This is a genomic window from Aeromonas sp. QDB39 (assembly GCF_027707585.1).
GTDB classification, from domain to species: domain Bacteria; phylum Pseudomonadota; class Gammaproteobacteria; order Enterobacterales; family Aeromonadaceae; genus Aeromonas; species Aeromonas hydrophila.
Map to the genome: position 1 here is coordinate 19,064 of NZ_JAPCIV010000026.1, position 11,769 is coordinate 30,832.

At 64.6% G+C, this 11,769-nt stretch carries 11 protein-coding genes; 2 read left to right on the forward strand and 9 right to left on the reverse strand.

Annotated elements, in window-relative coordinates; all coding sequences use genetic code 11:
- Positions 1-5 precede the first annotated feature (5 nt).
- Both PG899_RS15785 and PG899_RS15790 read right to left on the reverse strand, forming a co-directional pair.
- Positions 6-482 (reverse strand): methylated-DNA--[protein]-cysteine S-methyltransferase, encoded by a 477-nt coding sequence (locus tag PG899_RS15785; protein WP_077095319.1) that lies wholly within the window; start codon positions 480-482, stop codon positions 6-8.
- Positions 479-2,044 (reverse strand): AlkA N-terminal domain-containing protein, encoded by a 1,566-nt coding sequence (locus tag PG899_RS15790; protein WP_041216438.1) that lies wholly within the window; start codon positions 2,042-2,044, stop codon positions 479-481. Before PG899_RS15790 ends, PG899_RS15785 begins: the two co-directional genes overlap by 4 nt.
- 209 nt (positions 2,045-2,253) lie before the next feature.
- Here PG899_RS15790 and PG899_RS15795 point away from each other — a divergent pair, with 209 nt between their 5' ends.
- On the forward strand, positions 2,254-2,655 hold the full coding sequence (locus tag PG899_RS15795; protein ID WP_024944412.1) for a VOC family protein: 402 nt from the start codon (positions 2,254-2,256) through the stop codon (positions 2,653-2,655).
- 69 nt (positions 2,656-2,724) lie between these two features.
- Here PG899_RS15795 and PG899_RS15800 read toward each other — a convergent pair whose 3' ends face one another.
- The 4 genes from PG899_RS15800 to PG899_RS15815 all read right to left on the reverse strand — a co-directional run bounded on the left by PG899_RS15800 (position 2,725) and on the right by PG899_RS15815 (position 6,283).
- Positions 2,725-4,203: a carboxypeptidase M32 gene (locus PG899_RS15800; protein WP_179101304.1), complete on the reverse strand. Its 1,479-nt coding sequence runs from the start codon at positions 4,201-4,203 to the stop codon at positions 2,725-2,727.
- 133 nt (positions 4,204-4,336) lie between these two features.
- Positions 4,337-4,918, reverse strand: coding sequence for a DNA endonuclease SmrA (gene smrA / locus PG899_RS15805; RefSeq protein WP_029301641.1), 582 nt, complete (start codon positions 4,916-4,918; stop codon positions 4,337-4,339).
- A gap of 153 nt (positions 4,919-5,071) precedes the next feature.
- Complete coding sequence (locus tag PG899_RS15810) at positions 5,072-5,257, reverse strand: DUF3149 domain-containing protein (RefSeq protein WP_011704978.1); 186 nt, start codon at positions 5,255-5,257, stop codon at positions 5,072-5,074.
- Positions 5,258-5,389: 132 nt separating this feature from the next.
- Positions 5,390-6,283, reverse strand: a complete 894-nt coding sequence (locus tag PG899_RS15815; protein WP_077095317.1) for a TraB/GumN family protein — start codon at positions 6,281-6,283, stop codon at positions 5,390-5,392.
- A gap of 87 nt (positions 6,284-6,370) precedes the next feature.
- On the opposite strand from PG899_RS15815, the gene PG899_RS15820 reads away from it, so the two are divergent.
- Positions 6,371-6,703, forward strand: coding sequence for a DUF1904 family protein (locus PG899_RS15820; protein ID WP_042065275.1), 333 nt, complete (start codon positions 6,371-6,373; stop codon positions 6,701-6,703).
- A gap of 144 nt (positions 6,704-6,847) precedes the next feature.
- Here the strand turns inward: PG899_RS15820 and PG899_RS15825 are convergent, their stop codons facing one another.
- The 3 genes from PG899_RS15825 to PG899_RS15835 all read right to left on the reverse strand — a co-directional run bounded on the left by PG899_RS15825 (position 6,848) and on the right by PG899_RS15835 (position 11,686).
- On the reverse strand, positions 6,848-7,675 hold the full coding sequence (locus PG899_RS15825; protein ID WP_077095316.1) for an SDR family oxidoreductase: 828 nt from the start codon (positions 7,673-7,675) through the stop codon (positions 6,848-6,850).
- 119 nt (positions 7,676-7,794) lie between these two features.
- Positions 7,795-9,240, reverse strand: coding sequence for an OprD family outer membrane porin (locus PG899_RS15830; protein ID WP_011704981.1), 1,446 nt, complete (start codon positions 9,238-9,240; stop codon positions 7,795-7,797).
- A 508-nt stretch (positions 9,241-9,748) separates the two neighbouring features.
- Positions 9,749-11,686 carry a methyl-accepting chemotaxis protein gene (locus tag PG899_RS15835; protein WP_077095315.1) on the reverse strand — a complete coding sequence of 646 codons (1,938 nt, stop codon included), beginning with the start codon at positions 11,684-11,686 and terminating at the stop codon, positions 9,749-9,751.
- Between the last annotated feature and the right edge of the window lie 83 nt (positions 11,687-11,769).

The following is an 11,769-nucleotide window of genomic DNA, read 5'->3' on the forward strand; positions in this document are numbered from 1 at the left end:
TGTCGTCAACCAGAGATACCCTCCAGAGTGAGCAGCGCCTGCTTGATGGGCAAGCCCCCCGCATAGCCAGTCAGGCTGCCGTTCTGGCCGATCACCCGGTGGCAGGGGATGATGATCGAGAGCGGGTTGCGGCCGTTGGCGGCACCCACCGCCCGCACCGCATTGGGCTTGCCGATGGCGCGGGCGATGTCGCTGTAGCTGCGGGTCTCGCCGTAGGGAATGTCGCACAGCGCCTGCCAGACCGCTTGCTGAAACGCCGTGCCTCTTGGTGCGAGCGGCAGGGTGAAGCGTTGCAGGCGGCCGGCAAAATAGGCCTCAAATTGCGCGAGAAAAGGGGCCAGCACCACCTTGTCCTGTCGCCAGCCACTCATGTCGGGCAGCGCGCGCAGCCCCGCCACGAAGTCCACGTGCAGCAGGCCGCGCTCGTCGATGGCCACCAGCAGATCGCCGCAGCGACTGGGCAAGATATCGTAGCGGATCATGGGGTTGTCTCCTCTGCTTGGTTGTCGCTTGCTGCGTGGCCTGGTACTGGCTCGGTCAGCAGGGCCGGCTCCTCGCTCATGGCATGCCACAGCCAGCTCGCCGCGTAGCCGCGCCAGGGCCGCCACCTTTCGCTGTGGGCCAATACCGCCTTCACCGGCAACTTGGTGCCGCCCCCCAGCGCCTTCAGTAGCACCAGATCCGAGGCGGGAAAGGCATCCGGATCCAGCCCGCAGCGCAGCCGCCAGTAGGCGACCGTCCAGGGGCCGATACCGGGCAGCGCCAGCAGCTGTTCATCGCTGGCGCTGATCAAGTTCAACTCGCCGCTGGCCAGCGCCTGCGCCAGTCTCTGCAGCGTTCTGATCCGGCTGCCGGGCATGCCGATACCGTCCAGATTGAGCTCGCACAGCTGGGCAGGGGTGGGCAACTGCGCCACCCCGAATTGCGCCTCGGTGCGTGCCACCAGCCGCCCGAGTATGGTGATGGCCCCCTTGACCGACACCTGCTGGCCGACGATGGCGCGCAGCATCACCTCGTACTCATCCCAGCCGGCGGGCAGCCGAACCCCCGGCCAGCGCGCCTGCAGGCGTGCCAGCAGCGGATCCTGCCCGAGCCGCGTACCGATGCGCTGCATGTCGGCATCGAGATCCCACATCCGGCGCACCCGATACAGCAGATCCGGCAGCGCGGTGGGCGGCAGATCATGGACGCTGAGCTGCAGGCTGTGCCCCTTGCCCTGGCTGATGCGCACCCGCGCGAGCTGATCGCCGACCCGGTGCCAGCGTTCATACCCCTCGCCATCTACCCGCTCCAGCCCCGGAATGGCGCGCAGCCGGTAGAACGCCAGCATGGCCGCCACGTCGTACGGGGGGCGGTAGGGCAGTTGCAGCGTGAGCATCGCCCCCTCCTCGGGCTGCGGTGCAGCCTGCGTCAGGGCAGCGTCGGCGCCGGTTGGCTCGCTCTGACGGCGCAGGGCCCGCGGCGCCAGCCCGTATGCCTGCTGCCAGGCATCGTTGAAGCGGCGAATGCTGGCAAAGCCCGCCGCAAACGCGATGTCGGTGATGGGCAGCCGGGTTTCGGTCAGCAGCCGCTTGGCGAGCAGCAGCCGGCGCGTCTGCTCCACCTGTTTCGGCGAGGCGCCGAGGTGCTGCTCGAACTGGCGGCGCAGCGTGCGCTCACTGATGCCGGCCTGTTCCGCCAGCGTGGTGAGCGAGCCTTCCGCCAGCTCGCCGCGATCGATCCGGGCCAGCAGGCGTGCCAGCGTCGGCGGCAGATCGCCGGGGGCGGCGGGCGCGAGCTCAGGCCGGCAGCGCAGGCAGGGGCGCAGGCCGTGCTGCTCGGCTGCGGCGGCGCTTTGGAAGTAGCGCACGTTGTGCTCGTGTGGCGGCCGCGCCGGACAGACAGGCCGGCAGTAGATGCCGGTGGAGAGCACGCCGGTAAAGAAGCGGCCGTCGAAGCGCGCATCGCGGGCCAGGCGTGCGGCATGGCACTGCTCGGCGCTGAGCGGCAGGTCTGACTCATCCTCTGTGGCCGGCGGCATCGTCATGGCGTGATCTGTTGGCATCGGTGGCTCCTTGCGCCGAAAACGGGGTGGGCGCGGCGGCCCGGATGAGTGAGAGACTAAGCAGGAACGCAGGCGATGACTAGCCAGAAACGGACAGCAATTGAAATAAAGCCGACACAGCGCCCGGGATCGCAGGGCGTGAAAAACAGATCGGTTTGGTGGGGCAAGTGTGCGAATCTGGGGTGACAACATCCAAGGAGGAGAGAGCCATGCCAGGACCCGCACGTGCCGGCGCCCTGATCTATGCCAGGGATCCCGGCCTGCTGAGCCACTTTTATCGCACCCTGCTGCAGATGGAGATCCGCAGCCAGAGTGATGAGCTGATCGTGCAGGAAAACGCCGATATCCAGCTGTTGCTGCACGCAATCCCCGCTCCCTATGCCGAGCAGGTGGTCATCACCACGCCGCCGCAGCTGCGCGAGCAGGGTGCCATCAAGCTGTTCTTTACCGTGCCGAGCCTCGCCTGGGCGGAGGCGAAAGCGGCCGATCTCGGTGGCGGCTTGCTGCCGCAGCAGTGGTCCGGCCCCGGTTTCGTGGTGCGCAATGCGTTCGACCCCGAGGGCAACATCCTGCAGTTGCGCGAGTTCGTTGGCGTGCCGGACGGGCGCTGATGCGCTGCGTTACCATGAAAAACGGGGCCGTGAGGCCCCGTTTGTTATCTGCTGGCGGGTGCGCTGACCCTACTTCAGATAGCGCTGTTCCAGATGGCGGCGCAGCCAGTGTGGATTCAGCGCCTCGCCGGTGGCGCGGCTGACCAGCTCGTCGGTGCCGTAGCGGCTGCCCTGGGACCAGATGTGACGACCCAGCCAGGCGAAGATCTCCGGCAGGCGGCCCGCCGCGATCAGCTCGCCCATGTTGCCGAGCTCCCGCTCGAGCGCGAAGCGCAGTTGCGCCGCGTACATGGCGCCGAGCGTATAGCTCGGGAAGTAGCCGAACGAACCGTCGGTCCAGTGAATGTCCTGCATGCAGCCATTCTGGTAGTTGCCCTGGGTGGAGAGCCCCAGCCACTGCTGCATCTTGGCGTCCCACAGCGCGGGGATGTCAGCCACCTCGATGCGCCCCTCGATAAGGTCGCGCTCCAGCTCGTAGCGCAGGATGACGTGGGCTGGGTAGGTCACCTCGTCCGCATCGACCCGGATAAAGCCGGGCTCGACCCGATTGTAGAGCTTGACCAGGTTCGCCGGCGCCAACGCCGCCTGCTCGCCGAAATGGGCGCGAATGTGCGGCGCCAGCAGCGTGAGGAAGGCGGGATCATGGCCGAGCTGCATCTCGCAGAACAGGCTCTGGCTCTCGTGAATGCCCATCGAGCGCGCCTCGGCCACCGGCTGGCCCAGCAACTGGCGTGGCAAGCCCTGCTCGTAACGGGCGTGACCGGTTTCGTGGACTATGCCCATCAGGCTGGAGACGAACTCCTGCTCGTTGTAGCGGGTGGTGATGCGCACGTCGGTCGGCACTCCACCGCAGAACGGGTGGCTGCTCACATCGAGCCGGCCGTGGGCAAAATCGAAGCCGAGCAGCCCCATCACCTGCTGGCCGAGCGCCTGCTGGGCGGCGATGGGGAAGGGGCCTTGCGGGATCAGCACCGATTCGCGCTTTTGCTGCTCGCTCACGGTCTGGATCAGGTTTGGCAGCCAGCCGGTCAGATCGCCGAAGATCTCGTCGAGCCGGGCGCTGGTCATGCCCGGCTCATAGAGCGCCAGCATGGCATCGTAGGGGCGTACCCCCAGCGCATCGGCACGCAGGCGAGCCACCTCGCGCGAGAGTGTCACCACCTCGGTGAGGTTGGGTGCAAAGCCCGCCCAGTCGTTCTCCTTGCGCTGGCGGCGCCAGGCGTGCTCGCACTTGCTGCCGGCCAGCGACAGCGCCTCCACGAGATCCCCGGGCAGCAGGCTCGCATCCTGCCAGTGGCGCTTGATTTCGCGCAGGTTGGCGCGCTGGAGCTCGTCCAGCGGCTCGCTCTCGGCCTTGGCAATCCAGTCGCCCAGCTCGGGGGCGGTGCGCTTGTGGTGGATCAGCAGCCCCAGTTCGGCCATGGCCTCGGCGCGGGCTTCGTTGCCCCCCTCCGGCATCATGGCGGCCTGATCCCAGCCACAGATGGCAGAGAGGTGGGAGAACCGGTGCAGCTGTTGCTGATGTTGTTCAAGTTTTTGATATGACATGGGATTGTCCTTGTTATCGTCCCTGATGGCGTACACCCCGTACCTGGCATGCTCGGGGCCGATCGATGCTAGCACTGCCCTCGTGCGTTTTACCACCCTGGCTTAGGATGACTGACCAGATGACGGGCGCTGGCTAGCCGAGCCGTTTCTGATGGCGTTCGCGGTTCTCTGCCTTCTTGCGCTCGCTCTTGCGCAGCAGCACGTAGAGAGCCCCGCCGCCGCCGTGGCGACGCTCGGCGCTGTGCATGGCCATTACCGCCGGCAGTTGCGGCAGCCAGGCGCTGACATAGCTTTTGAGCAGGGCGCGCGGCGTGCTGCGCTCCCCCTTGCCGTGCAGGATCAGCAGGCAGCGGATGTCGCGCAGTTCGCAATCCGCAATGAACTGCACCAGGCTCTGGCGCGCTTCGTTCAGGGTCTTCTGGTGCAGGTCCAGGCTCGCCTGCAGCTCGTATTTGCCGAGTCGCAGCTTCTTGTAGACCCCCTCCTGCACCCCGTCGCGCTTGAAGCCGACAATGGCGTGGGGGTCGAGCATCTCGACCGCTTCCATGCTGAGGTGATCCAGGGCGAGTTGTTCGGCGGTGGCGGCCTGGCGCCGCGCCAGCTGGGCGTCGGTCGGGCTGCTGCCCGCCGTCTGGAGGCGGATATGGTCGTTGCGAATGGGGCGCACATCGGCCACTTCATTGCGAAACAGTGAGAGTTCGTCGTTATGAGACACGGCAGGCTCCCCGCAGGTGGAATGAGCGGCCATTATAGCGGGCGGGGGCGGATCTGAAAGTGGCGGGCGCGCTGGTGGCGCTGGGTTGCTCAGCCCGTGAGCAAAGGGGAGGCGAGGGCGGGATCAGGCGATCGGGGATCGCCTGACGCAGGCTTATTGGCCCTCTTTCGGCGGCTTGGCGTTCATCACCTTGTAGATGAAATAGGCCGCGTAGGAACTGATCAGCAGGAAGGTACCGATAATCACCAACATGGACATCAGTCCCACGCTGTTGCCGAACATCAGGTTCATCCAAAATTCCATCTCATGCACTCCAGTCATCCCATTGATGACAGGCATGATAGATACCTCTTTGGGAGCAAAGAGATGATCTCGATCAAGTCCTCTTGTGGTTATTAAATCGGCAGTCGGATCTGTGAGCGCCCTCCCACATAAAGACCCTGACGGGGCCGATGTGGCCCCGCCTGCGCCCTACTGGCGGGCCTGCTTGCGCGGACCCGGCTCGGTGAGTGGGGTGATGTGCCAGCCCTGCTGCTCCAGCAACGCGAGCAAGCCCTGGTCGCCGTAAAGATGCAGCGCCCCTACCACGATGAAGCTCTCGTTTGGCAGGGTGGACCATTTCTTCAGCCAGTTGTGGTTGCGCTCCGCCAGCAGGGTCTGCTCCAGCCAGGCCTGCAGCTTGGACGGCGCCATTTCCGATTTGAGCAGGTTGATGAGGGTCGCCTCGTCCCCCTCTTCCCAGGCCTTCATCACCTCGCGAAAGCCACGCTCGAGCTCGGGTAGCTCGTCCAGGGTGCTCTCCAGCATCAGGGTCTGGTTGTCACCTACGCTGGCGAGGTAGCCGAGCTGCTCGAGCAGGGTCTCGAAGCCGATGATGGGCTTGCCGCTGTCGCCGGCCTGCTTGGCGAAGTGCTGATCCACCCCGAGCGCGCTGCGAAAATCGGTGCGCTCCAGCGCCGCCTGGGTGAGGGTGATGGCGGCGAACCAGGGGCGCAGTGGGGCCAGCATGTTCTCGGTCAGGCCGTTCTGGCCGGCGGCGATGATGGTGCGCCGGTAGAGATCGAGCGGCACGTGCTCCTTGAGGGTCTTGCCGTCCACCAGCCGGGTGATGGCCCCCATCTCTTGCCACTGCTGCTGGCTGATGTGGGTCAGGTCGACTTCCAGCACCAGGGCGCGGCTCTGCAGCCAGGCTCGCTCGATGGGGTCGGGCAGCGGATAGAGCGAGGGCTTGCCCGCGTGGATGGAGCCCAGCAGCCAGTGCTGCTGATCGCCCTTGCTGACCTTATAGAAGGCGGGGTCGGCAAAGGCGCTCAGCGGCAGCAGCAGGCAGAGCAGGAAGGGGAGCAGCAGGCGATGGAGTCTCATGAGGCACCTTATGTCAGCGGATGGCTTCTCTTCGTCACAATAACCCCTATGATAAGTCCTCATTTGTCACAGCCAAGAGGTTTTCCCATGCCCCACCTTCGTTTTCGGGCCGTCTCCGTCGACACCCTCAAGCAGATAAGCTCCCCCCTGCTGGCGGATCTCTGTGCCCTCACCGGGGGCAAACCGGAGTTCGTCACCCTGGAGAGCATCGACAGCCACTGGGTACGCGAGGGGGAGGTCGAGGCCGGCTTTCCGTTCGTCGAGCTGGTCTGGTTCGAACGCCCGCAGGAGCTGCAGGACGCGGCTGCGGCGCTGATCACCCGCCACCTGAAAGCGGTGCTGGGGGAGCAGACCTATGTGGTGGTGCAGGTGCTGCCCATCGTCAAGAGCTGCTATTACAGCAACGGCCAGCACTACTGAGCGGGGACTGCCAGGGATGGCGGCTTGGCTGATTCAAGCCACTCTGGTGCCGGTTGGTGGGGATGAGACGAAAGGCGACGATGCTCGTCGTCGCCCCTGGCGGCGGGCTGCTTGCAGGCGTGCCGGGTGGCGAGGCGGTCGCCGTCAGGCCGACTTGGCGAGGATCCGGTCTAGCAGGCGACTGGGCAACAGGCGGCGCAGCACCCCGAACAGCCGGGTCGGGAAGGTGACCGGATAGCGGTGTTTGGGGCGCGGGCTGCCGAGTGCGTGCAGCAGCGGCGCGATGCAGGCCTCGCTTGGCAGGGTAAAACCGCGGGCACCCCCTTCACGCTCCAGCCGGCTCAGGGTCTGCTGGTAGGCGGCCTGATGGCGGCTGGTGGCGGGCTCTATGTGGCGCAGGAAGGCGGCGCGGGCATTGGCCCGAAAGCGGGTGTCGATGGGGCCGGGTTCGATCAGGCTGATCTGCACGCCGCTGCCGGCCAGCTCCAGGCGCAGGGTATCGGTATACCCTTCCAGCGCGAACTTGCTGGCGTTGTAGGCGCCGCGATACTTCATGGCTACCAGCCCCAGCACCGAGCTGTTCTGCACGATGCGCCCCTCGCCGGCCGCCAGCATGGCCGGCAGCAGCTGGCGAATCAGGTGGTGCCAGCCGAACAGATTAGTGTCGAACTGCTCGCGCAGCGCCTGGGTGGGCAAATCCTCCAGCGCGCCAGGCTGGCCGTAGGCGCCGTTGTTGAAGAGGCCATACAGGCGGCCGCCAGCCAGTGCCTGCGCCTCGGCCGCACCTTGCTCTATGCTGGCCTCGTTGGCCAGATCCAGCTCGACCGCCAGCAAACCCAGCTGGCGCAGCTGCGCCACGTCCTCGGCCTTGCGGGCGGAGGCGATGACGGTGTAGCCGTGCTGGCCGAGCGCCTTGGCGGCAGCCAAACCGATGCCGCTGGAGCAGCCGGTGATCAGAACGAAGCGGGACATGGAGGCATCCTTGTTGTGACGGAGCAGGCAGCAGCGCCTGCGGTTTTGCATGTTAACCCGCTGATCAGAAAAAAGAAAACCGGGCCAATCGGCCCGGTTTGCTAACTTCAACCATCTGCTTACAGGATGGTGAACGGCATGATGATGTGGAACTTGACGTCTTTCTCGGAGGCGAAGATGTTGGGGTATTCGGTCCAACCGCCGCTCTGGCTGATGTCGTTGTTGTAATCGGTGTAGTGCAGTTTGAACAGGGTGCCCTTCAGCTTGCCATCCTGCACTGTGTACATGACGTCGAAGTTGGCTGCCCATTCGGTATCTTCACCGTTGGTGGCCTTGGTGCCGTCGCCTTTCTGGATATCCCAGCCGTAGGCACCGGAGACACCGACGGACCAGCCAGGTGCACCCACCAGGTCATCCAGGGAACGGGTCACGCCGAAGTAGAGCGCTTTCTCGTTGTTGGCGTTCCAGTCGGAGCGGGAGTCCCACCAGATTTCGTTCGCGCCCTGGGAGTTGCCGTAGCCACGGGTCAGACGGGGCAGGTAGTTGCCTTCGTTACCCTCGGCCTTGGTCCACAGACCTTCCAGACGGAAGCCGTACGGGCCCATGCCCCAGGCGGCGGTCAGCGCTTGCTGCCATGCCAGACCATCGTAAGTCTCGATGTCGGCACCACCCTTCTGATAGGTCTTGGTGTCGGAACCGTAGAACTGGTAGCTGGTGGAGAGGCCGTTCAGCACGTCGAATTTATGGGCCAGCTTGAAGTGGTAGCTGTCCATGTAGTTTTCGGAGTTACCGTAGGAACCTGTGATGGCGGTGCCGTTCTCGAAGGTGTAACGGGCGGCGACACCCTGGATGTAGTCGATGACGTTTTCATCGGCGAACGGATCCATCCATGCCTTGGCACGGGAGAACTTCTGGGTCTCTTTGTACCAGGGAGATTTGTACTCGTCGGCGATGGCGTAGGTCAGGTAGAGACCACCGAAGTTACCCTCGATCTGGCCACCACGGTAGGTACCCGGCTGATAGGACCAGTTCACGCCGATCACGCCCGGTACGTAGAGCTGGGTCAGACCACCCTTGGCGGTGAGGGCACCGTCCAGCGCCTTGAATTTCAGCGAGGCGTTGGCCAGGCTGAAGCCGCCTTCCGGGGAGCCATCCTTGTAGTTTTCGCCCCATTTGTTGCCGGCGAAGGAGAATTCGTTCTCCTGGTTGACCGGGTGGTTCTCGGTCACGGCCAGGTCATAGGCACCGAAACCGCCCACATCGATACCCACCACGTCCCAGGCGTAGCCGGAGTTGAAGTTCAGGGAGGCCTGGGTGGTGGCGTGGCTCAGGTTGGACTGGTACTTGCCTTCTTTGTTCTTGGCAGTGGGGTCGCCGTCAATACGCTGACGATCACGCTGGAAGTAGAAGAGGCCACCGTTGAGTTTGCCTTCTTCATAGAATTTGCTGGCGGCGGCTGCATAGGTGGGGCCGGCTTCGTCGGCAGCCAACACCATACCGGGGGCGAGCATGGCAGCAACGATGGCTGCGCTCAATGCGGCACGTTTGAAGATCACTTTTTCCATTTTGTATTGCTCCTGATTTTATGGACTTAGCTTTTTTTGTCCGGCAGTCAGGCAAGCGCCCGCCGCTCGGTATTGGCATTGCAATCAAGACCCCGAAGGGCAAAAAGTTCGAGTATGTCGGCTGCGGCCGCGACGTCTTGGCACATCTGCGGTGGTGCAGTTCTGTTCATCACATATTTTGTTTTTTTGTGTTCCGATCCTTGGCTATCGGACAATCCAAGAGTACGTTCGCGGTGCGAAATATCAATGGAAAGTTCCCACCAAGTTTCAAAAATATGACCGAGTGCAAATAATCATGACGCTTGCTGTGGACACTCCCAGCCCGCTGATATCGGTGATGACAACGTTTTCAGATGAAATTGCCGGCCGATCCGGACGGATCGCACGCTGCAGAGGGATCTTTCTTCGTTAACCAGCGGATAACAGATAATTTTGTGCCACAAAAAAAGATAAACCCCTGCGCGATGGCAGGGGCCGGGTAGGGAGGCGCCGGCTAAACCGGCATGGCTCAGGCCTGGTGACCGAGGATGCGCGGGATCTGGCTGGCCTGGTGGTGGATGTGCTCCGACACCTGCACCGAGAGACGGCTGCCCTGGCGGGCGTGCTGGCTGATGCGGCCGATGAGATCGGCAAAACTGGCCAGCTTGTGCTCCTGGCTCTTGGCGTTGTCGGCCCCCTGCAGGGCGATAACTGCCGTGCTGCGCGCCATCTCCCGCACCGCCTGGGTGGTCTGGCGCAGCTGCTCCGCCTGCTGGCGCTGAGCGGCGGCTTCTGCGGTGATCCGCGCCAGCACGGTACCGAGCTGCTCCCCTGCCTGGGTCAGCCTGGTCAGGATCTCGGTGATCTGGCCGAGGGAGCGCTGGGTATCGGCAGAGAGGTGGCGCACCTCGTCGGCCACCACCGCAAAGCCGCGCCCCTGCTCGCCCGCCCGCGCCGCCTCGATGGCCGCATTGAGTGCCAGCAGGTTGGTCTGCTGGGAGATATGGCCAATCACATCGACGATGGCGGTCACATCTTCCACCGAGCGCTTGAGCTGGTTCAGGGCGCCGCCGCTCTCGTCGATGGCAAGCCCGGTCTGGGCGGTGGCCTGCAACATGCCGCCCACCAGCTGCTCGCTCTGGCTCATGGAGTGCTCGTTGTGCTGGGCGTGCTGCGCTATCTCGGCGGCCACCTGATGCACCTCGCCGGCCAGCTGGTTCAGCTCGTTCATCATCAGATCGCTCTCGTCCACCGCCTGCTCCGTGGTGCGGGTGCTGTGATGGATCTCCTGCACCTGGTTGACCATCCCCTGCAGGCTTTGCGACACCGCTGAGAGCTGGCCCTCTTTCTGCTGCTGATCCTGCTGCAGCCGCAGGATGAGGCGGTTGTAGCTGGCGACGATGTCAGCCAGCTCGTTGCGCTCGCGCCCCTCTGGCAGGGTTTCGGCCTGCCCGGTCTCGTCGAGCTGCAGAAAGGCCGTGCGCAGGCGCAGCAGCGGCCTGACCAGCCAGCGGCGCTGCACCAGCGCAAACAGCAGGGCGACCAGTACCAGACAGAGCGCCAGACTGCCGAGGATGGCGGCCAGCCGCTGGTTGACCGCCTGGCGGGCAGCGGCCAGTTCGCTGCCCATCTGGCCGGTGGCCTGCAGCATCTGGCTTATGTCCTGCTGCACGGCGAGACGGCCCGCCTGCTGCTGTTGCAGCGCCTTGCGGCTGTTCTCCAGCTCCTGTGGGTAGCGCTTGAGCAACGAGAGCAGCTCGGCTTTGGGCAGATCGCCTAGCTCCTTGCGCTCCGGTTCCCCCAGAGTGAATTCGTCGGCGGGGGGCGCCTCGAACAGGCCGAGCGGCGGCAGGGCCGCCAGCTGCTCGGCCTGTTTTTGTAGGGCCGCCAGCTCGAACTGCAACCCTTCCAGCAGCTTGGGGCTGGCCTGCTCCATGTAGTTCTGGCGCAGGTGAGCGAGCCCGGGCAGTGCTGCCAGCAGGTCGCTGGCCAGCTGGCGATAGCGCTCGGCGCTGGCCGGGTCGCTCCCCGTCGCCCCTTGCTGGCCATAACGCAGCAGCGCCCTGGCCTGATCGGTCAGCTCGTTCTCGGCATTTTGCAGCAGCCACTGGCTATTGCCGGAGAGCTTGCCGGCCGCCAGATAGTCGCTGTTGATGCGCGCTCCCATCTGTTCGAGCAGGGTGCGCAGCGGGGCGATGAGCGCCACATCCTGCTGGGAGAGCTGGGCAAGCGCCTGCTTGCGCACCGCTTCGACCTCGGTCAACCGCAGCGGATCGCCGCTGGCGAGGTAGTCGCGCAGGGTGCCCTGCAAGGTACCGGTGAGCCGCTGTTGCAGCCGTTCGTGCTGGTACTGGGCCTGCTCGGCCTGGTTGAGCTGTTGCCAGCCATGCCAGAGGGCACCGACCTGCACGGCGGCGACCAGCAGCAGAGCGAGAGAAGAGAGAGAGGCGTAATGGGCAATTTTCACGGCAGCATTCCTGCTTGTTGAACCACGGCGATGGGCGTCGGCGTGAGCTTAAGCAGCAGAGATGGCGCTTTTATGACAGTCAG

What these genes read in the sequence shown, in the direction of transcription:
- PG899_RS15830 (WP_011704981.1), bottom strand. Translation starts at nt 9,240, where the DNA reads ATGGAAAAAGTGATCTTCAAACGTGCCGCATTGAGCGCAGCCATCGTT.
- PG899_RS15800 (WP_179101304.1), bottom strand. Translation starts at nt 4,203, where the DNA reads ATGTCATATCAAAAACTTGAACAACATCAGCAACAGCTGCACCGGTTC.
- PG899_RS15820 (WP_042065275.1), top strand. Translation starts at nt 6,371, where the DNA reads ATGCCCCACCTTCGTTTTCGGGCCGTCTCCGTCGACACCCTCAAGCAG.
- PG899_RS15815 (WP_077095317.1), bottom strand. Translation starts at nt 6,283, where the DNA reads ATGAGACTCCATCGCCTGCTGCTCCCCTTCCTGCTCTGCCTGCTGCTG.
- PG899_RS15795 (WP_024944412.1), top strand. Translation starts at nt 2,254, where the DNA reads ATGCCAGGACCCGCACGTGCCGGCGCCCTGATCTATGCCAGGGATCCC.
- PG899_RS15790 (WP_041216438.1), bottom strand. Translation starts at nt 2,044, where the DNA reads ATGCCAACAGATCACGCCATGACGATGCCGCCGGCCACAGAGGATGAG.
- PG899_RS15825 (WP_077095316.1), bottom strand. Translation starts at nt 7,675, where the DNA reads ATGTCCCGCTTCGTTCTGATCACCGGCTGCTCCAGCGGCATCGGTTTG.
- PG899_RS15785 (WP_077095319.1), bottom strand. Translation starts at nt 482, where the DNA reads ATGATCCGCTACGATATCTTGCCCAGTCGCTGCGGCGATCTGCTGGTG.
- PG899_RS15810 (WP_011704978.1), bottom strand. Translation starts at nt 5,257, where the DNA reads ATGCCTGTCATCAATGGGATGACTGGAGTGCATGAGATGGAATTTTGG.